The sequence below is a fragment of the Iodobacter sp. BJB302 genome (genome assembly GCF_002735645.1).
In the GTDB taxonomy this organism is placed as follows: domain Bacteria; phylum Pseudomonadota; class Gammaproteobacteria; order Burkholderiales; family Chitinibacteraceae; genus Iodobacter.
Genome location: NZ_PDZG01000045.1, coordinates 18,527 through 38,751 on the forward strand (window position 1 = coordinate 18,527; position 20,225 = coordinate 38,751).

At 50.3% G+C, this 20,225-nt stretch carries 21 protein-coding genes; 10 read left to right on the forward strand and 11 right to left on the reverse strand.

Annotation, left to right across the window (positions count from 1 at the left end; translation table 11 throughout):
* Positions 1 to 157: 157 nt before the first annotated feature.
* The gene (locus tag CSQ88_RS14520) at positions 158 to 1,045 is read left to right on the forward strand and encodes a LysR family transcriptional regulator (RefSeq protein ID WP_099398806.1); all 888 of its coding nucleotides are present in this window, start codon (positions 158 to 160) and stop codon (positions 1,043 to 1,045) included.
* 122 nt (positions 1,046 to 1,167) lie between these two features.
* Here the strand turns inward: CSQ88_RS14520 and rpmG are convergent, their stop codons facing one another.
* From rpmG to flhB, 10 genes are all read right to left on the reverse strand, one after another.
* Positions 1,168 to 1,323: a 50S ribosomal protein L33 gene (gene rpmG, locus CSQ88_RS14525; RefSeq protein WP_046350383.1), complete on the reverse strand. Its 156-nt coding sequence runs from the start codon at positions 1,321 to 1,323 to the stop codon at positions 1,168 to 1,170.
* A 17-nt stretch (positions 1,324 to 1,340) separates the two neighbouring features.
* A complete protein-coding gene (gene rpmB, locus CSQ88_RS14530) occupies positions 1,341 to 1,574 on the reverse strand; it encodes a 50S ribosomal protein L28 (protein WP_082752868.1) in 234 nt (77 codons plus the stop codon).
* 391 nt (positions 1,575 to 1,965) lie between these two features.
* Positions 1,966 to 4,305: a DNA translocase FtsK gene (locus CSQ88_RS14535; RefSeq protein ID WP_099398807.1), complete on the reverse strand. Its 2,340-nt coding sequence runs from the start codon at positions 4,303 to 4,305 to the stop codon at positions 1,966 to 1,968.
* Positions 4,306 to 4,412: 107 nt separating this feature from the next.
* The gene (locus tag CSQ88_RS14540; RefSeq protein WP_099398808.1) at positions 4,413 to 5,159 is read right to left on the reverse strand and encodes a 1-acyl-sn-glycerol-3-phosphate acyltransferase; all 747 of its coding nucleotides are present in this window, start codon (positions 5,157 to 5,159) and stop codon (positions 4,413 to 4,415) included.
* Positions 5,160 to 5,258: 99 nt separating this feature from the next.
* Entirely contained in the window at positions 5,259 to 5,999 is a 741-nt protein-coding gene (locus CSQ88_RS14545; RefSeq protein ID WP_099398809.1) for a flagellar motor protein, read from the reverse strand.
* Positions 6,000 to 6,005: 6 nt separating this feature from the next.
* Complete coding sequence (locus CSQ88_RS14550) at positions 6,006 to 6,749, reverse strand: RNA polymerase sigma factor FliA (protein WP_099398810.1); 744 nt, start codon at positions 6,747 to 6,749, stop codon at positions 6,006 to 6,008.
* Between the two features lie 750 nt (positions 6,750 to 7,499).
* A complete protein-coding gene (locus CSQ88_RS14560; RefSeq protein WP_099398812.1) occupies positions 7,500 to 8,402 on the reverse strand; it encodes an AAA family ATPase in 903 nt (300 codons plus the stop codon).
* A complete protein-coding gene (gene flhF, locus CSQ88_RS14565) occupies positions 8,380 to 9,930 on the reverse strand; it encodes a flagellar biosynthesis protein FlhF (protein ID WP_099398813.1) in 1,551 nt (516 codons plus the stop codon). Before flhF ends, CSQ88_RS14560 begins: the two co-directional genes overlap by 23 nt.
* Positions 9,931 to 10,097: 167 nt before the next feature.
* A complete protein-coding gene (gene flhA / locus CSQ88_RS14570) occupies positions 10,098 to 12,185 on the reverse strand; it encodes a flagellar biosynthesis protein FlhA (RefSeq protein ID WP_099398814.1) in 2,088 nt (695 codons plus the stop codon).
* Between the two features lie 65 nt (positions 12,186 to 12,250).
* Positions 12,251 to 13,387, reverse strand: a complete 1,137-nt coding sequence (gene flhB / locus CSQ88_RS14575; protein ID WP_099398815.1) for a flagellar biosynthesis protein FlhB — start codon at positions 13,385 to 13,387, stop codon at positions 12,251 to 12,253.
* Between the two features lie 149 nt (positions 13,388 to 13,536).
* Between flhB and CSQ88_RS14580 the strand changes: the two genes are divergently transcribed.
* From CSQ88_RS14580 to folE2, 9 genes are all read left to right on the forward strand, one after another.
* The gene (locus CSQ88_RS14580; protein ID WP_099398816.1) at positions 13,537 to 14,658 is read left to right on the forward strand and encodes a flagellar hook-length control protein FliK; all 1,122 of its coding nucleotides are present in this window, start codon (positions 13,537 to 13,539) and stop codon (positions 14,656 to 14,658) included.
* Positions 14,659 to 14,843: 185 nt separating this feature from the next.
* Complete coding sequence (gene fliL / locus CSQ88_RS14585) at positions 14,844 to 15,380, forward strand: flagellar basal body-associated protein FliL (protein ID WP_099398817.1); 537 nt, start codon at positions 14,844 to 14,846, stop codon at positions 15,378 to 15,380.
* A 105-nt stretch (positions 15,381 to 15,485) separates the two neighbouring features.
* On the forward strand, positions 15,486 to 16,505 hold the full coding sequence (fliM, locus tag CSQ88_RS14590; RefSeq protein WP_099398818.1) for a flagellar motor switch protein FliM: 1,020 nt from the start codon (positions 15,486 to 15,488) through the stop codon (positions 16,503 to 16,505).
* Entirely contained in the window at positions 16,498 to 16,911 is a 414-nt protein-coding gene (gene fliN / locus CSQ88_RS14595; protein WP_099398819.1) for a flagellar motor switch protein FliN, read from the forward strand. The genes fliM and fliN overlap by 8 nt, the downstream gene beginning before the upstream one ends.
* A 7-nt stretch (positions 16,912 to 16,918) precedes the next feature.
* Positions 16,919 to 17,332: a flagellar biosynthetic protein FliO gene (gene fliO, locus CSQ88_RS14600; RefSeq protein WP_205836333.1), complete on the forward strand. Its 414-nt coding sequence runs from the start codon at positions 16,919 to 16,921 to the stop codon at positions 17,330 to 17,332.
* Positions 17,329 to 18,072: a flagellar type III secretion system pore protein FliP gene (gene fliP, locus CSQ88_RS14605; protein ID WP_257212620.1), complete on the forward strand. Its 744-nt coding sequence runs from the start codon at positions 17,329 to 17,331 to the stop codon at positions 18,070 to 18,072. The genes fliO and fliP overlap by 4 nt, the downstream gene beginning before the upstream one ends.
* Before the next feature lie 3 nt (positions 18,073 to 18,075).
* Positions 18,076 to 18,345, forward strand: coding sequence for a flagellar biosynthesis protein FliQ (gene fliQ, locus CSQ88_RS14610; RefSeq protein ID WP_099398820.1), 270 nt, complete (start codon positions 18,076 to 18,078; stop codon positions 18,343 to 18,345).
* Positions 18,345 to 19,142, forward strand: a complete 798-nt coding sequence (fliR, locus tag CSQ88_RS14615) for a flagellar biosynthetic protein FliR (protein WP_099398821.1) — start codon at positions 18,345 to 18,347, stop codon at positions 19,140 to 19,142. The genes fliQ and fliR overlap by 1 nt, the downstream gene beginning before the upstream one ends.
* A 134-nt stretch (positions 19,143 to 19,276) precedes the next feature.
* Positions 19,277 to 20,068 (forward strand): GTP cyclohydrolase FolE2, encoded by a 792-nt coding sequence (gene folE2 / locus CSQ88_RS14620; protein ID WP_099398822.1) that lies wholly within the window; start codon positions 19,277 to 19,279, stop codon positions 20,066 to 20,068.
* A gap of 67 nt (positions 20,069 to 20,135) precedes the next feature.
* On the opposite strand, the gene CSQ88_RS14625 is transcribed toward folE2, so the two are convergent.
* A partial coding sequence (locus CSQ88_RS14625) for an IS3 family transposase (RefSeq protein ID WP_143449393.1) occupies positions 20,136 to 20,225 on the reverse strand: 90 nt, incomplete at its 5' end.

Here is a 20,225-nt window from a genome sequence, read left to right on the forward strand (position 1 = left end):
AATTGCAATTTTTGATGTACAAAATCAGCAAAACTGATGTTGCATTGCACTGGTATTGCTTGGGGCTTACTTTGTTTTGTGGATTTTATACAGGCGGACTACGGTATTTTTACCGGAATAAGCTGACAGGGCAGGGGTTTTTAAGCATACTTTCCGCATGGAAATCTACCAACTCCGCACTTTTATAGCCGTTGCACAGCAGGGGCATTTAACTCAGGCCGCAGAATTACTTCATCTCTCTCAGCCTGCCGTAACGGCGCAGATTAAGGCTTTAGAAGAGGAGTTTGGCCTTCCTTTATTTGAGCGTTTCCCCGGTGGTGTGCAATTAACCGAAGCGGGTAAGTTGCTGCAGCCCGATGCCGAGCACATTCTTGCCCTGGCAAGAGGCATGCAAAACCGAGCCAAAGCGCTGGCAGGAGAGCCCAAGGGAAAAGTTAAAATTGGCACGATAGGCGTGCCGGCAAGGCTGCGTTTAGGATCCTGGCTGGCGCATTTGCGCGAGAAATATCCGCTGATTTCGGCGCAAACCACGCATGGTATTTCGGTGAGTGTATTAAATGATGTACGCAAAAAGGTGCTGGACGGCGGTTTTTATCTGGGGCGCAATCCCTATCAGAATGTCACTACTTTGCAGCTGACCGAAATAGGTTTCTGTGTTGCCCTGCCCCCCGGCATGGCTGGCGATCTGGCTAATGCGGATTGGAAAACCCTGGGTAAAGCACCCTGGCTGGGCTTGTCTCAATTTACCAGCCTAGCTGAAATCACTCTGGAGCTGTGGCGCAGCCAGAATATCGCACCAAAAATTGTGGGCGAGTTTGATGAAGAAGCAACTCTTGTCGAGTTGGTTAAAGCAGGAATGGGCGTGGCGATTCTGGCTGAGCGCACCGCAAAGCGCTTTGCCGCAGATGGCTCGATTGCTTTGTGGCGGGGGGGGGAGATTGCAGTACGGGTGCCCTTGCAGTTTATTTACTCGGCCGACAGAGAGCAGGATCCCTTAATTGCGATGCTGAAAGGCTCTCTTAAAACAGAGTGGGATTTGCCCTGATGACTTTTTAATTTTTAAAATAAAAAAGCCAAACTGAGTTTGGCTTTTTTTGATGCTCTGGAAATACAAAAACCCCACCAAGGGCAGGGTTCGAGTATGAAGGCCACCGTACAAAAACTGAATTACTTCAGCTTGGTTTCCTTGTAGATCACGTGTTTACGAACCACGGGATCGTACTTCTTGATTTCCAGCTTTGTTGGCATTGTGCGCTTGTTCTTGGTCGTTGTGTAAAAGTGACCAGTACCTGCGCTGGATTCCAGCTTGATTTTTTCACGCATGATTTCTTACCTCAGCCTCAAACTTCGCCACGAGCGCGGAGATCCGCGAGGACGACTTCGATGCCTAGTTTATCGATAGTACGGAGTGCTGCGTTAGATACACGCAGACGAACGAAGCGGTTTTCGCTTTCTACCCAGAAACGGCGGCTGTGCAGATTTGGAAGAAAACGACGCTTAGTCTTGTTATTGGCGTGGGAAACATTGTTCCCTGTCACTGGGCGCTTGCCGGTGACTTCACATACTCGTGCCATGGCGGGTAATTCCCTGACTTCTGAGAAAAACCGGATTTATAGCATAGATCCCCGCCTTGTTTCAAGAGCTATGTCACTTTGCCCTTAGGTAATTGTATTTTTTTTGCTGCTGTTTTATTGCTTACAGCTAGGCTTTGCGCGGCTTGGCGGCAGGTTTAAAGGTGATTTGTAAATATGCAAAAATAATCGCGTAAATCAGGTGGTCTGAATATGCATTTTGACATTCAAAATCGTGCTTTTTCCCATGCCACTGGTTTTGGCCTCATCTTGTTCTATTTACTGAGAAAAATGTCTGCTTGCGGGGGCAAAAAAAGCCGCTTATCCAGGGAGAAGCGGCTCTTGTTATGGCGGGCATTACTGCGCCGCAGTGAGGGCGGTGGCGATGATGGCTTTATTCGCTTGCAGGAGCCAGTACAGTGCGATTGCCATTGGTTTCCATACCACTCACCAGCCCTGCGGCTTCCATCTGCTCAATCAGCCTTGCAGCGCGGTTGTAACCGATGCGCAGCTGGCGTTGCACGGATGAGATGGATGCACGGCGGCTTTTGAGCACAAAGGCTACTGCTTCGTCGTAAAGCGGATCGCTTTCGTTGTTCGCATCGCTATTGCCGCCACCTGCTGCAGCCTCAGCTTCAAAGCCGCCGTTTAAAATGCCGTCAATGTAGTTGGGTTCGCCCTGCTGCTTGAGGTTTTCAACCACCTGATGCACTTCGTTATCGTCCACAAAGGCACCGTGCACGCGCAGTGGATAGCCGCTGCCCGGTGGCAGGAACAACATATCCCCCTGGCCCAGCAGGGCCTCTGCGCCCATCTGATCCAGAATGGTGCGGCTGTCGATCTTGCTCGATACCTGAAACGCCAGCCGGGTAGGGATATTGGCTTTGATCAGGCCGGTAATCACATCCACCGATGGGCGCTGGGTGGCCAGAATCAGATGAATACCCGCCGCACGGGCTTTTTGCGCAAGCCTTGCGATCAGCTCTTCAATTTTTTTGCCTGCCACCATAATCAGATCGGCAAATTCATCGACCACCACCACAATAAAGGGCAGGTGCTCAAGACGTTCAGGATCTTCCGGTGTCAGCGTAAAGGGGTTGGTGAGCGGTTTACCCGCTTTCTCAGCTTCGCGTACCTTTTGATTGAAACCCGCTAAATTACGTACGCCAAAGGTACTCATCAGGCGATAGCGTTTTTCCATTTCGGCCACACACCAGTTCAGCGCATTGGCTGCCAGCTTCATGTCGGTCACAACAGGGGCCAGGAGGTGCGGAATGCCTTCGTAAACCGATAGCTCAAGCATTTTCGGGTCGATCATAATAAAGCGCACTTCGTCTGCCGTGGCCTTATAGACCAGGCTGAGAATCATGGCATTGACCCCAACTGATTTACCCGAGCCGGTGGTCCCTGCCACCAGCATATGCGGTGCCTTGCCCAGATCGGTGACGATGGGCTTGCCGGTAATATCCTTACCCAGCGCAATGGTCAGCTTGCTGCTCATGGCGTGATAGGGCTCGGAAGATAAAATCTCTGACAGGCGAATGATTTGCCGTGTAGGGTTGGGCAGCTCCAGCCCCATGCAGGTTTTGTCCGGAATGGTTTCAACCACACGGATCGAAACAAGGCCCAGCGCGCGTGATAAATCCTTCATCAGATTAACAATCTGCGAGCCTTTCACGCCCACCGCAGGCTCGATTTCATAGCGGGTAATCACAGGGCCAGGGTAGGCCGCCACGACTTTGACTTCTACATTGAAGTCGGCCAGTTTTTTCTCAATCAGCCTTGATGTGAATTCCAGCGTGTCTTTGCTGATTGTTTCTTTAGCGGGTGGCGCTACCGTCAACAGCTTGATCGGTGGCAGTGCCTGGTTGCTGGCTATTACTGGTAAGTCTTCAGCATTAAACAGCGGCACTTGCGCGGCCTTTTGCTGCTCTTCCTGCGCTTTTTTGCTGAGTTTGGCGGCGATAGCAGGTGCCTCGGTATGGGCTGCTTCTATGCGGACCGGTGGCTTATCATCAAAGCGTTTTTTCTCTGAAGTGACCTTTTCGCTGCGCTGTACTTTGGCTTCACGGCCAATTTTCCGATCGCGTGATGCCTGAATGGCATCTTTTGCTTTCAGTGCGCTCAGCTCGATCAGGGTTCCCAGATTTTCCATCAAATAAAGCCAGGATAAGCCGGTGAATAGCGAAATGCCGATGCAGATGGTGGCCAGTAAAAATAGTGTTGCACCAGAAAAGCCAAAGCTAAGGTAGAGCCAGCTGCCCAGCGTTACGCCTAATATTCCACCAGGAGCCTGTGGCAATACCGCATGAATACTGTGTAGGCGCAGCGCTTCAAAGCTGGAGCTGGCCAGAATAATCAGCAGAAAACCGATACAGGCAAAGAGCACCGTAGGGCGTGCGCCATCACTCACATGGTCAATGCGGCGATAGCCCCATAAAATGGCGGCAAAGCAAAAGCCTACCCACCACCATGCTGAAAAGCCAAATAAGTAGAGCAGGATATCGGCAATCCACGCACCTACTGCTCCGCCGCGATTATGGATTTCGGGCCGGGTGGCGCTATGAGACCAGCCAGGGTCACCAGGGCTGTAGGTAGAAAGGACAAGGACGAGGTAAATAACCAAGACGACCAGAATAAACCACCATGATTCGCGTAAAAGAATGGCGATCTGCGGTGGCAAGGCGGCGCGGCTGGATACATTCGCGACGTTTTTTTTACGAAATATGGCCATGTTTGGCTTGGTTGCAATGAATATGCCGCTAATTATAGCGGCAACATCCTGCAAACAGCAGTTGACAGTTTAATTTGGGTAATAAGCCATTCAATTGCTGCGAAGGATCACTCAAGAAAACGTTTTTGCCAGCCTGAATAGAGCGCATAGGTCTGGCTGGAGTAATCGTCTTTATCTTTAAACTGGCTGGCTTGCAGCGGGTCAAATACGTGGTAATGCGCCACATGATTGGGTGAGCGCATGATTTGCCATATTTTTTGAATGAGTGTGGTATTGGGGCCCCATTCAAAGGCTTCCTGCGCTTCGTAATATAAAAATACCGGCAGGATGGGGATCTGGGTTTCGATAGAAACGATAAATGCGCCATATAAAAACTTATCCCACAGGCGACGGCCTTTACAGCCGCCTTCAGGATAAAGCGCAATAGAATGTCCTGCTCTTACCGCTGCAATCATATTGAGCAGGGCGGCCTGACGGGCGTCTTTTTCTTCGCGTTTTACAAATAATGTACCGGCGGCTTCGGCGATTTTGCCGACAAACCACCAGTGACGCACCTCTTCTTTTGCGAGATTTCTGACCGGAAAAAAGGCCGGAATGCCAACGTCTTCCAGGGCGGAAGGATGATTGGCAATTAAAATATACTGGGGTGGAAGCGGTTTTTTATGGTGCTGGTGTAAACGAAGCTCTACACCCAGTGCCCGGACAAAACAGCGGCACCATGCCTGAAATAATGAGGGATACCAGGCTGTCAAAAGCGCCATAGGCAGGCGTGCCAGTAAGAGCATCAGCAGGGTAAAGACACAGAGATCAAGCCAGGCGAGGGTAAGACGCAGCCATTTGGCAAACCAAAGCATGGTGAAATCTCCGCAGGGCAATTGCGAATAAGGTTTTTATTGGGCGGCTAAAGTCCAATCCTGTTGATTTAACTGATGCTGTGAAGTTGTTGTTTGTGGCTAAGACAAAAAACCGGCCAGTTTGTTTTCTAATACCCTTGGGTTTTCACCATTGGCAATGGTAACCAAACCTTCGACCAGCATTTCGCGGCGTCTGACTTCGGTCTGGATATGTTGTTTCAGCTTATGCGAAACAGGCAGAAAAATCAGATTGGCCATGGCTACGCCGTAAATGGTGGCGACAAAAGCCACGGCAATCCCTGCACCCAGTTTGGATGGGTCGGTCAGGTTTTCCATGACATGGATCAGCCCCATTACCGCGCCGATAATCCCGATGGTAGGAGAGTAGCCGCCTGCTGCTTCCCAAATTTTGGCGGCAGAGCGGGCGCGGTCTTCAAATACATCGATATCCAGCTCTAAGGCGCGGCGGATGACTTCCGGCTCTGCGCCATCAACCACCATTTGCAGCCCGCGTTTTACGAAAGGATCTTTTTCGCTCTGAACATAGGCTTCAAGCGCTAAAAGGCCGCCACGGCGGGCTTGCTGGCCCCAGTTGACCAATACGCCCAGTTGCTTTTTGAAATCGTGCTGAGGGGGAAGAAAAACCCAGCGCACCATTTTTAAGCCAGCAATAAAGTGATCCTGCCTGGTCTGCAGCATCACCGCACCCAGCGTGCCGCCAGTGACAATCATAAAAGCAGTGGCTTGCATCAGGGAGGCCACATGCCCGCCCTCTAAAATTTGCCCGAGTACAATCGCCGTTAAGCCAAGTAAAATGCCAAATATACTGATTTTATCCATATCGCCTTATTGACCTGTCCAATCGCCTAAGCGCGCCCGCAGCCGGGCAATGGCCTGGCTGTGCAGCTGGCAAACCCGGGATTCGGTGACGCTGAGTACAGCACCAATTTCTTTAAGATTGAGTTCTTCGTCGTAGTAAAGCGCCATCACCAGCTTTTCCCGCTCGGGCAAAGCATCAATGGCTTCTATTAATTTTTGTTTGAAATGTGTTTCAGAGAGCTGATTGAGCGGATTGTGCGCCAGATCGGCTACATTATGTTCGCTATGATGATTTTCTTCATCATCTTCAAAATCATCTAAGTGGACAAGCTGATGGCCCCGCACCTCGGTGAGCATATCCTGGTATTCTTCAAGGCTGAGCTGAAGATAGCTTGCCACTTCGCTTTCAAGGGGCGCTCTGCCCAGGGTGTGGCCCAGCTTAAGCAGTGCGGCTTCAATATCCCGCATATGTTTTCTGGCCTGGCGGGGCATCCAGTCGGCGCTTCTCAACTCATCCAGCATGGCGCCGCGAATGCGTTGAGAGGCAAAAGTTTCAAACAATACGCCTGCGCTGGCGTCAAAGTTTTTGGCCGCTTCCATCAGGCCCATCATGCCAACCTGTATCAAATCGTCCACTTCCACGCTGGCAGGCAGGCGGCTCACCATGTGATAGGCGATCCGTTTGACCAGTGAGGCATGGCGAGCGACATAATCATCTTCGCTGCTGGCCTGTGTCTGACGATAAAGAGAAAGTGCGCGTGGCGCTGGCATCTGTTTCTACTTTGAAGTGGCAAAATCAGTTTAGCTGAGAGCCTAGCGACTTGGGAGTAAAATCAGTTTGCTTTCTAATTGCTTAAAAGTACTTGCAAGAGCTCGATCTAATCCTTCGGCAATATCATTTGCATTTGTGCCGTTTAAGGCTTCATTTGCCGTAAGAATAGTATCGAGTATAACAGGGGAATTCGCTGAACTTAAGCGAATATGCAGTTTTGCTAATAAGTAGAGCTGTGCTTGCAGGCGCGGATAGAGAGCCAGTATTTCGCTACTTAATTGATAATCTGCTGTTTATTTTGAAAAATGCTCAAATTTAAACCATCACATACCAGCGTTGATATGGCCTCTGCCGTGGTAGCTTTCTCTGTGTTTACACTACTGATTGCCTGTAAGGCGCAATACAAGCAATGAGTGTGATTGGCATGCCAATGTGCGCTGGCGCTTCGGGCCGCTGGAATGGCTGATTGCAACACCGGCCTTTCGCCATTGGCATCATGCAAACGAAGCAGAGGGGCAAGTGCGATCACAATTACGCAGCCATGTCTCCTTTGATTGACCTTGTATTTTCAACCTTGCATCTGCCTCCTGCCTTGCCATGGCGCTATGGCATTGATGAACCTATAGAAGCTGATGTACCTAGTCAGGTAATGTACCCGTTTAAACGTCATTAAGTTTGTAAATTGGATGTTCAAGTCTGAACAGACAGGGATAAATGCTCGGCTACACCGCAGATCAGCTTGTGAAGGCTTAATGTTGAAGTTGCTCAGCCAGCAGGCGGCTGGATTCAACTAGGCGGTAGAGAAAGCCCGTGCTGTCTGTGGTATTCAGCGGTTTTCGCCAGCGCAGCATTACATCGGCAAGCTGGCGGAAAGCATGGCTGGAATCGGCATCCGGAAAAGCATCCAGTACGGTGCGGCCCAGGCGGGATGCACGTTTTAGTTTTTCGTCTTCAGGCACATAGCCGATCAGCTTCATTTGCACCGCATCGCCTAAGTACTGCCTAGCGACGCTTTTCAGGCGATTAAAAATCAGTCCGGCTTCCGTAATGGTATCGACACGATTAACCAGAATCCGAAAATCCCGTCTTGCGTATTCAGTGCCGAGTAGTTTGATGGTGGCATAGGCGTCAGTGAGCGATTCGGCGCTATTGGATACAATCACCATTACATCGTCGGCGGCAAGGCTGAGGCAGGGCACGCCATGGCTGGCGGACGGGCGGGTATCGAGCAGCAAAAATTCGGCATATTGGGTGAGTTGTTCAAATTCGGCAGACAGCCATGTCAGCTCACGCTCATTCAGGCTGCTTAATACCGTGGCTCTGGCGCTGATCGGCAAAATGGAAAAACCCGCTTCGGTCGCCAGCAGGGTGTTGGCCAGCGTGACTTCACGGCGCAGCACATGATCCAGCTCGTGTTTTTGCTCCAGCCGCATGCGGTGGGCTGCATTGCCCATGCCGGTGAATTCGTCTAATAAAATCACTTCACGATTGCGCTCTGCCAGCGCTGCTGCCAGGTTAATTGCCAGCGTGGTTGTGCCACTGCCGCCGCGGCCGCCATTGAGGCTGATGCTGCGGCAAGGCGTTGGGGCAATCATGTCCCGCAGGCCTGCAGCCTGATCTGACCAAAGACTAGCCACGGGAATGGCTCGCATAATTCATATTAAAATCAAGCGGGCCATCCATGGTGCCGCCCTGTGCGCCCATAAAGAGCGGGAACTCATCAGGTTTCAGGGTAAAAGCGCTGTTTTGTGATTCCCCCCTAAAAGCGCGATCAACCAGATAGGAGACATTGGCGCGGTGCAAATCTTCAGGCACGCGCTGGCCATTGGTTAAAAAGTGCAGGCGCAATTTATGCCGGATGGCCACATCTAGGCAGCCGCCCAGATTCATGGTTTCATCGAGTTTAGTCAGAATGCAGCCCGCTAAATGCGTGTTGCGATAGCGGCGTGCCACATCATCCAGCGTACCAGTTTGGGCATTGGCGGCGAGCAGCAGCAGGGTGGAGACATTATCTTCGTCAAATAAAGCCAGTTGCTCGCTGATGCGCTGATCACGCTGCCCCATACCGACTGTATCGATCAGCACTAAATGCTTTTCGCTCAGATCCGCCAGGGTAAATTGCAAATCGGTTTCGTCTTTAACTTCGTGCACCGGCACACCGATGATGCGGCCGTAAATGCGCAGCTGATCGTGCGCACCAATCCGGTAGCTGTCGGTAGTGAGCAGGGCTACCGAATCTGGCCCGTGCAGGAGCGCGCAGCGCGCAGCCAGCTTGGCTACGGTGGTGGTTTTCCCCACTCCGGTTGGGCCGATCAGGGCGTAGATTCCGCCCCGGTTGATCAGATCGTCATCCGTTGTGGCTGCGGCCAGATTATGCGTAAGCGCAGCTTTCACCCAGCGCATGCCTTGATCCAGGCTCATTTGCGCTGGCATTTTTTCGACAAGCTGGCGTGAAAGTGCAGGGCAAAATCCGGCGGATAAAAGCTGACGCAAGGCTTCGAGTTTTTCAGGTGCATGGCGCGATAATTCGCCCCAGGCCATCCCTGCCAGCTGGCTCTCCAACAAGCCGCGCAAGAGGCGGATTTCCCGCGCAATGCCATCCATTGCTTCTTTGTCAGCCGGGCTTTGTGCAGGCGGCGCTTCATCGTCTTCAAAGCTGAAGGTCGGTAAAGCACGCTCTGGTGCAGGACGGCGTGGTGGCGGTGCACTTGGCCTTGGCGCAGGGCGGCTTGGTCTGGGCTGCTGGTACTCTGGATTACTGTCGAGTGGTATCGGCGCGGCGGCAGGCTCGGGCTGGCGTGGCGCAGCAGCAGGGCGGTTGCTGCGTAAAACCATGGGCTCGTCGTGCATTATATGATCAGTGCTGGGCTCTTCATCGTCATCGTCGGGGATGGCGTAGGAGCGGGCGAGGGCTTTGCTGATGGGGGCCGCAGCCTGAGCGCTTTGTAATAGCTTGGCCCCATTTTGTGCGCCACGGCTATTTTGCTGTGACGCAGGGCGTGGCTGTACGGCAACGTTATTCGTCAGGGCGGCCACATCGGCATCTGCGACGGCCATGATCTCTATGCCACCGCCAGACACCTGGCGGTTGGACAGGATCAGCGCATCCGGGCCAAGCTCATCACGAACCTGACGCAGCGCGTCACGCGTAGTCGCTCCGTAGAACTTTTTTACGACCATATCCAGTTGCCGTCTGAAAACAAAAGATTATCCTCATGCAAGCTATTGTGCATAAAAGTGCAGTTTAGCGATGTGTATTTTAGTATGTTTTGTCAGTTTACTCTTAAGCATACTTGGCTCAATGAGGTATTTATTCTTAAATCTGTTTTGCGCTTTGTTTTTTGTCTTTAATTTGCACCTAACATACCCACAATCCGAATGGTTTTGCTGTCCGGAATCTCGGTATGCGCAATCACGCGTAATCCGGGAATAGAGCGGCGTAAAAAGCGGCTTAGCATGGGGCGCAGCTGCGCGGGTGCAATCAGCACGGTGCTCAGGCCCTGCTGCTCTAATTGCTCAGATAATTCAGAGGCTTGCTTGAGTACCCGCTCTGCTAAGCCCGGCTCTAAGCCTCCCTGCGAATTACCAGAGACGGCCGAGAGCAGAATGTTTTCGAGCTGTGGCTCCAGCGTCACAACTTGCAGCTCGTTCTCGCCAGGGAAAAGCTGATGCACAATAGCCCGGCCAAGCGCGACACGTACTGCCGCAGTCAGTTCGTCAATATTTTGGGTGCGGGTAATATGCTCAGCCAGTGTTTCCAGAATGCTGCGCAAATCACGGATATGCATGCCTTCTTCAAGTAAGTTTTGTAGAACTTTTTGCAAAGTGCCGACAGGAATAATTTTAGGAACCAGGTCTTCCAGCAGCTTGGGTGCTTCTTTGCCAAAATGCTCAAGCAATTGCTGGACTTCTTCTCGGCCTAAAAGTTCGGCTGAATGGCTTTGTAAAATATTCGAAATATGGGTGGCTACTACGGTAGAGGCGTCCACCACGGTATAGCCAAAGGCCTGAGCCTGATCGCGCAAATTGGCATCAATCCAGACAGCTGGCAGGCCAAAAGTAGGATCCTGGGTGGGCGTGCCAGGCAGCTGGCCAATGGCGTTGCCAGGATTGATCGCCAGCCACTGGGTGGCAAAGGCTTCACCCGTACCCACATCCACCCCCTTGAGCTGGATGCGGTATTGATTGGGTTTGAGCTCTAAATTATCGCGGATATGCACAGAGGGCACCAAAAAGCCCAGCTCTTGCGCGATTTTCTTGCGGATGCCACGAATACGCCGCAGTAACTCGCCATCCTGATTCCGGTCGACCAGAGGAATCAGCCGGTAGCCAACTTCCAGCCCAACCGGATCAACAGGCTGCACATCGTTCCAGCTGACTTCCTGCAGTGGTGCTGCGGCAGCCGGAGCTCCCCCCGCAGCGGCTGGCCCTCCTGCTGCCCCCCTTTCTGCGGCTGCAGTTTGCAGTGCGCTGGTTTTATTGCGCTGATCCAGCTGCCATGCAATGCCGCCTAAGATGGATGCCATTAGCAAAAAAGCCGTATGGGGCATGCCAGGGATAATGCCCAGGACGCCTAATACACCCGAAGTAACATACATAACCTGTGGCTGAGAAAACATCTGCCCCAAGATTTGTTCTGATAAATCTTCGCCGTCGCCTACGCGTGAAACCACAATACCGGCAGCTACAGAGATAATCAGAGAGGGGATTTGTGCGACTAAGCCATCACCAATAGTCAGCAGAGTGTAGGTTTTGCCCGCTTCTGCAAAAGGCAGATCGTGCTGCGCCATGCCGACAATCAAACCACCGATGATATTGATGACCATCACCATAATCCCGGCGACGGCATCACCCCTGACAAACTTGGACGCACCATCCATGGAGCCGAAAAAATTAGCTTCCTGCGAGATTTCTGAGCGGCGGCGTCTGGCTTCTTCTTCGCCTATCATGCCAGCGTTTAAATCGGCATCGATTGCCATTTGCTTACCGGGCATGGCATCCAGGGTAAAGCGTGCGGATACCTCGGCAATTCGCCCGGCACCTTTGGTAATGACCACAAAGTTAATAATGGTCAGAATAATAAAACCCACAACACCCACGGTTAAGTTATCGCCAATCAGCACGTGGCCGAAAGCTTCAATCACCTTACCGGCGGCATCTGCACCATTGTGCCCTTCAGTCAGCACCAGCTTGGTTGAGGCGACATTCAAAGACAGCCTCAGCAGGGTGGTAAATAACAAAATGGTAGGGAAACTGGAAAACTCGAGTGGCTTACGGGTGTAAAGCGCCACCATCAGCACAATGATGGAAATCGCAATATTGAAGGTAAAGAAAAAATCGAGCACAAGCGCGGGCAGCGGCAGAACCATCATGCCGAGCACCATAAGCACCAGCGCAGGGCCGGCTAATTTGCTGTAATTAAAAGTACGCCACATGGGGCATTAAGCTCTGGGTAAATTAAGTAGACTCATGTTTTGCGCTGCTATTTGAGCGCGGCGTTTTATGCTTCACCACCGGGGTCTAATTCGCTGGGTACAGGGAGTTCATCAGCTAGATTGGGCTCATCACCACCATAATTTTGCCAGTGTTTCAGCTGGTAGATATAAGCCAGCACCTCGGCTGCCGCAGTATACAGTGCAGCGGGGATCTCGGCCCCGAGTTCAGCGTGATGATAAAGCGCACGGGCAAAAGGCGGAGTGCGGATCACGGCCACTTTATGTTCTTTGCCCAGCTCGATAATCCGTTCAGCAAGTAAAAATGCCCCTTTGGCGACCACCTTGGGTGCACGCATGGCTTCGGTATATTGCAGGGCAACGGCGTAGTGGGTTGGATTGGTGACAATTACATTGGCTTTTGGAATCTCGCTCATCATCCGCTTTCTGGCCGCTTCGTGTTGCAACTGACGAATCTTGCCTTTTACTTCCGCCGAGCCTTCGGCATCTTTACCTTCCTGCTTAACCTCTTCCTTGGTCATGCGCAGGCCTTTGTAATAATCCCAAAGCTGATAGGGGGCGTCAATTGCGGCCACAATAGCAAGCGAGCTGACGACCAGTAAAAGTGTGTGCTGCACCATGTCCCACATATAGGGCAGGCCAGCATCGAGTGGCATGGTGATCAGTTGCAGAAATTCTGCCCTCTCGTCCCACAGTACCCAGGCGGCTACACCGCCAATGAGGCTGGATTTAAGAATGGTTTTAACCATATTCACAATGCTTTTCAGTGTGAACATTCGCCCTAAGCCACCAATAGGATCCATTCTGGCAAAATTGGGGGCTAAAGCATCAAAGGTGAATAACCAGCCGCCTACTAAAACAGGCGTAATGATGGCAATGAGAGCACAGGGCAAAATGATGGGCAGGCAAGCCATCAGCGCTTTTTGACTTGAGCTCATAAAATGCAGGAGCATCTGATTGGGATCCGCAATGGTGGCGCGGTTAAAAGTCAGCTCGGAAATAAAAATCATTTTTAAAGTTTGCAGCAGCTCAGGTCCCAGCTTGATGAGCGCAATAATGCCGACCATTAAAATAGAAAAAGTGGCCAATTCTTGTGATCTGGGTACTTGCCCTTTATTTCGCGCCTCTTCAAGGCGCTTACTAGAGGCGGGCTCCGTGCGTTCTGCGTCTGAATCTTCAGCCATTCTTTCTCCTTAAAGCGCGATAAATACCTGCTTTATATGCAGATAAAAGCTGATCTGAATCCCGCTGGGCCTGAGTTTAGCATAGCGGTTTAATTGGGCTGGCACTGCAATTGCTTAAGTCTTGATTAACTTTATCGGGGAGCCAGGTCATGGCGAGCAATCTCACTGTTTCAGCCAGTGCACAAACGAGTCGTTCAACAGAATCACGTTCCTCCGTTTCTATGGGGGCGGATACCGCTGCTCAACCGTTTGCCAAAGTGCTGGAGCGTGAAGTTAATACCCGCCAGGAAGGCCAGTCAGCAGATTCGGGCGAGAAAAAAACAGTACAGGAAGAAAGCCATTCCCCGGCTGAAGAGCAACAGGCGGCTGCGAATGTCCAGCTGCTTCCTCCCTGGTTAGCCATGCTGCAGGCACAGGCTGTAGCGCAAAATGCTCCCGTGCCTGAACTGCCGGCGGAGGTAAAACCGGATGGGGCAGAGCTGGATTTAACTGCTCTGGGCAAGGGCTTGCTGGCTAAAGGCGATACGAAGGAAGGGGCCGCAGATACTGCTGAAACGGGGTTAAATCCGCTTAATTCCTTAAACACAGGTGCAGAGGCGGCAAAATTTGCCTCTTTGCGGCAAAAAAACGCCGGAGCAGGGACTGAATTGACTGCGCCTGCGGAAGAGTTTTCCGCTTTGCTTAACAGTGCTAAAGACAATACCGCACTTCCAAAAATAGACGCAGCCCCTCATATTGCATTTCGCACGCCAGTGGCCGAAGCAAAACCTGCCGTGCCGCAACACACAGTAGCGGAGCCTGTGGGCAGCTCGCGCTGGGGTGATGCGGTTGCGCAGAGGGTATCCATGATGCTGCAGGATCAGCATCAGCAAATTGATATGCAACTCAATCCGCCGCATTTGGGGCCGATGGAAGTGCGGCTCACAATGTCAGGCGAGCAGGCGAGCGTGGTTTTTAGCTCGCAACACGCATCGGTGCGGGAGGCTTTAGTGGCAGCAACGCCAAGATTAACCATGCTGCTTGCTGACCAGGGTATTCAGCTGAGCAATGTACAAGTTGCGTCTGACTCCTTAAATCAGCATACACAGCAGCAACAGGCACAACAGCAAGCTCAGCAGCAGGCAAACAGTCAGTATATGGGGCAGCAGCGTCAGCCCGGATCGCAGCAGTTTGCCAAAGATTTGCCGGGAGTCTATGCAGATGGGCAAATGCGGGTAATGACGGATGTTGCTCTGCCTGTGGCACGCAGTGGTTTAAATCTCTATGTTTAATTTGGAGCGGGTCTTGTTGTGTTACGACAAGACCCGCCGCTTACTACCTGTTTGTTAATGCTTTTTAAGCTATAATCAGCTCACTTAATTCCAAAGCCCGCGCCCCTCGCTTTTAATTGGGGCGCTTTGTTCTGGTCTGAATACTTCTTTTTTATAAAATATTTCAATCCATTCAAGGTGATGTGATGTCCGATGCCAAAGTGGAAGCTGCGCCTAAAGCGAAGAAAAATATTCTTTTGTTCGCCGTAATCGGCTTATTAGTTGTGTTATTAATCATTGTGGGCGGTGTTGCTGCCTTTTTGCTTACTAAAAGCAGTGACCCTGCTGCGGATGAAGTTGCTGCAGAAGCCACCGCAAAAGATGAAGTTAAAAAGAAAAAGAAAGATCATAAAAAGAAAGAAGAGCATGCCGCTGTTTTTGAAAAACTGCCGCAATTTACGGTTAATTTGCACTCAGAAGATGGCGATGGCATTTTACAGACCGATATTTCTTTAGAGTTGGGCGATGCGCATTTGGCCGAAAAAATAAAAGCAATGTCACCTAAGATTCAGGGGCAAATTAATAAGCTGTTACGCAGTAAAACGATTGCTGAAGTGAAAGCGCCGGATGGCACGGATAAGCTGGCAAAAGAAATTCGTGAAATTGTAAATAAAATCCTGGGCGCTGAAAGCGAAGATGAAGGCGTTATTTCAGTTAATTTCACTTCATTTATCGTGCAGTAAGCATAAAGACTGCGCTTGTTTCCATTTTGTGAAGGAGCAGGCGCTGTGGTTTTTTTAAGATTATATTTAATTAACCGGTAATTCAGTTTATCCGGACTAAGGATTATGGCAGACGATATCCTTTCTCAGGAAGAGGTCGACGCGCTACTGCGCGGTGTGACCGGAGAAGAAGATTCTTCCGACGAAGAGGTCGATGCTTCTGCTGTCCGTGATTACGATATTGGCCGTCAGGAACGTATCGTTCGCGGGCGGATGCCCACGCTTGAAATTCTGAATGAGCGTTTTGCACGTAATTTGCGGGTGGCCTTATTTAACTTTATGCGCCGCAATGCTGAAATCTCCGTTGGCCCCGTCCGGGTGCAAAAGTACAGCGAATTCATTCGTAATCTGGTGGTTCCTACCAATTTAAATTTAATTCAAATGAAGCCGCTGCGCGGAACGGGGTTGTTCATTTTTGACCCCGATTTCGTTTTTCTGGTGGTGGATAATTTATTTGGTTCAGATGGCCGTTACCATGTGCGGGTTGAAGGGCGGGATTTTACCGCGACTGAACAGCGGATTATTCAGCGCCTCTTAGAAGTTGTTTTTGAAGAATACGAAAAAGCATGGCAGCCTGTATTTCCCTGCGAATTTGTTTATGTCCGCTCGGAAATGAATACGCAGTTTGCTAATATCGCTACCCCAACTGAAGTTGTGGTGGCCTACACCTTTAAAATTGAATTGGGTGCCGGGGGCGGTGATTTTCATATCTGCTTTCCCTATTCGATGATCGAGCCGATTCGGGATGTGCTTTACAGCACCATGCAGGCCGACCGAATTGAAGTCGATAACCGCTGGACCACGCTGATGCAAAAGCAAATTCAGCACGCTGAAGTCGATTTGGTTGCTACCTTAGGGAACGCCAAGGTCACTTTAGGTGAGATTCTGGAATTGCAATTGGGTGATATTATTTCTTTAGAAATCCCCGAGGCCATTATTGCGGCTGTGGATAATGTGCCTGTACTTGAGTGTAAGTATGGCACTTTGAATGGGCAGTATGCCTTAAGAGTCAGCAAAGTACTTGGCTCTGCCGAAGCATTAACCGGCGCCGAGACAGAAAGTGAAGGAGAGACTGACAATGGCTGATGAAGATGAAATGGCAATGGACGATTGGGCCGCTGCCTTAGCCGAGCAGGAAGTGGCTGATGCTGCTGCCGCAGAAAAACCGGATGTACAAGCCGCTGATATTTTTCAGCGCTTTGATGCCAGCACGCCGCTGAGCAATGCACCAAGCAATATCGATATGATTCTGGATATCCCTGTTTCCTTAACGGTGGAACTGGGGCGTACTAAAATTGCAATTCGCAGCCTTTTGCAATTGGCACAGGGTTCGGTTGTTGAGCTCGATGGTATGGCGGGCGAGCCGATGGATGTGCTGGTCAATGGCTGTTTAATTGCTCAGGGTGAAGTGGTGGTGGTGAATGATAAATTTGGTATTCGTCTCACCGATATTATTACGCCGGCAGAACGCATCCGCCGCTTGCATAAGTAGTTTGAGAGTGTCGTTTTTTCTGCGCTTTTTCGCCTTGGCCTGCCTGCCCCTATGGGCCAGTGCCAATGCATCCTCCCCCGCCGCGGCCCCCTCTTCAAGCCTGATGTCGATTGCTCAGGTTACGCTGGCACTGGCTTTTGTCATTGGCCTGATTGTGTTTAGTGCCTGGCTGGTGCGGCGCTTGTCTTTGCTGCCCATGAGTAATGCACAAACGCTGAGAGTGGTGAGTGGCGTTATGGTGGGCAGCAAGGAGCGGGTTGTGGTGGTTGAAGTGGAAGGCCGCTGGCTGGTGCTGGGTGTAACCTCCAGTGCGGTGAACCTGCTGCATACACTGGATGCGCCTGAGCAAACAGAGCCTGCGCCTCATGCCTCACCGTTTGCAGCCAGACTGGCCACAATATTACAAAGGAAAACGCCTTGAAGCGCTTGATGGTCGTGGTGCCGGGCATATTGCTTGCTGGAGCTGTTTTTGCGGCAGATCCCGGTATTCCCTTTATGACGGCAAATGCGCAAACGGGTGGCACTCAATATAGTTTACCAATTCAAACCTTATTGTTTTTAACTGCCCTTGGTTTTTTACCCGCGCTGTTATTAATGATGACGGCATTTACCCGCATTGTGATTGTATTGTCTTTATTGCGCCAGGCTTTAGGCACCATGCAGGCACCGCCTAATCAGGTTATTGTGGGAATGTCTTTATTCCTTACCTTTTTTGTGATGTCGCCTGTTTTTGATAAAATTTATCAGGTGGCTTATCAGCCTTATGCCGAGCAGAAAATAGGTTTTAATCAGGCGGTTGAAAAAGGGGTGGTGCCGTTAAAAGATTTTATGCTGAAACAAACACGGCAAAAAGATTTGGCATTTTTTATTGATATTTCCGGAGCGCAAAAGCCCAATGGCCCGGAAGATGTAAGCCTGAGAACCTTAGTCCCTGCTTTTGTAACCAGCGAGCTTAAAACCGCTTTTCAAATCGGCTTTATTGTTTTTATCCCCTTTATTATTATCGATTTTGTGGTGGCCAGTATTTTAATGGCTATGGGGATGATGATGGTTTCGCCGGTCATTATTTCTTTACCCTTTAAATTAATGTTATTTGTATTAGTGGATGGCTGGGCTTTACTGATGGGATCCTTAGTACAAAGCTTTTATATTGCAGGGTAGCAAATGACGCCTGAAACCGTTGTAACGGTGATTCAAAGAGCCATGGAAGTGATGGTGTTGCTGGGCGGGCCTCTGCTGCTGACTGCACTGGTGGTGGGCCTTGTGGTGAGTATTTTTCAGGCAGCAACACAAATTAATGAAGCATCCCTTTCTTTTATTCCCAAGCTGCTGATTACCTTTTTAGTGTTTATTTTAATCGGGCCCTGGATGATTGAAACCGCCATGGATTACACGATCCGTTTATTTCAAAGTATTCCGCAGTTGATTGGCTGATGAATGATATCTGGACAGTCAGCCAGGCTCAGATTGATGTGTGGCTTGCTATTTTTTGGTGGCCGTTTTGCCGCATCTTTGGCTTTTTAGTAGCTGATCCGTTTTATTCCAGCAAAGCAATCAGTGTTAAAGTACGTGTCTGCGTTGCTATCTTTCTTTCTTTGATTATTGCCCCTGTTTTACCTGCCATGCCCCAAGTGCCTGTAGTGTCGCCTGCTGGTATTCTGATTGTGATTAATCAGCTGCTGATTGGCATTGCAATTGGCTATATTGTGCGGATTATTTTTTCTGCCATGGAAATGGCCGGGCATTTAGCAGGTTTGCAAATGGGTTTAGGTTTTGCTTCGTTTTATGATCCGCTGCATGCTACCAGTGTACCAATTGTTGCACAGTTTTTGAGTTTAATGACCATTCTGGTATTTCTGGCTTTAAATGGCCATTTAATGGTCTTACATACCCTGCTCGATAGTTTTACCAGCTTGCCTGTTCGGGCAGAGCCCATTTCTGGTTTAGGTTTTAAATTGCTGGTTGATTATGGCGCGCTGATTTTTCGTGCAGGGGTTTTACTTTCCTTGCCGGTGATTGGTTCTTTATTGGTGACCAATCTGGCGGTTGGGATCATGACCCGCGCCGCGCCGCAGTTGAATGTGTTTGCGGTGGGCTTTCCGTTGATGATGGGAATTGGTCTTCTTGCGATGTACTTATCTATGCCTTATATGCCAGCACATATTGAGATGATGCTGAGTGACGGTTCAAAATTTGCGGTCAGAATGATGGCCGCTTTTGCAGGGAAGTAAGGGCTGGTCAGAGGGCTGAAGTTTTTGCCTATCAGCAGCGTAGATTTTTACAATAATTCCCGAGCACTTTACTCGGGTATTCTCAGTGTTATAATCTGACTCATCAGAATCTATTTTCTTTGGAGCTATACCCCATGACCATGGCGATTGCCGACGTGCAAAACACGGTGGATACCCGCAATATTGCGATCAATAAAGTGGGCATTAAGTCCATTCGTCACCCAGTTAAAGTAGCGGATCGTACCGATGGCGTGCAGCACACTATCGCCATGTTTGATATGTATGTGTTTTTGCCTAAGCAATTCAAAGGCACGCATATGTCGCGCTTTGTGGAGATCCTGAATAGCCACGAGAAAGAAATCTCGGTGGATTCTTTCGAAACGATTCTGCGCGAAATGTGCGATCGTTTAGAAGCAGAATCCGGCTATCTGGAAATGCGTTTCCCGTATTTTATTAATAAAACAGCACCAGTTTCAGGCGTGCAAAGCCTGATGGATTACGACATCACTCTGGTTGGCGAGTTAAAAAATGGCGTGTTTGAGCAAAAGCTTAAAGTACTCGCGCCCGTGACCAGTCTTTGCCCGTGTTCAAAGAAAATCTCTGCCTATGGCGCACATAACCAGCGCTCGCACGTTACCGTAACGGCAACGCTGGCTCAGAGCATCTGGATTGAGGAAATCGTGACCCTGATTGAGCAGGAAGCTTCTTCAGAGTTATGGGGTTTACTCAAGCGTCCGGATGAGAAATTTGTGACCGAGCGTGCTTATGATAATCCGAAGTTTGTAGAAGATATGGTGCGTGATGTGGCGGCCTGTGTGCATGCAGACCCTCGTGTAAGCGCCTATGTGGTTGAATCAGAAAACTTTGAGTCTATTCATAATCACTCCGCCTACGCGCTGATTGAGCACGATAAACGCGAAGCCTGATCAGCAGGCAGGATATAAGCCAAGCCTCGGAAATGAACTGACCCCAATTAGTTGGACAGTATAAAAGCTAGGCGCTCAAGGGCTGGGTTCTGTATTGCACAGGACTCAGCCCTTTTAACTTCAGTTTGATTCGGTCGTGGTTATAGTAATGGATGTA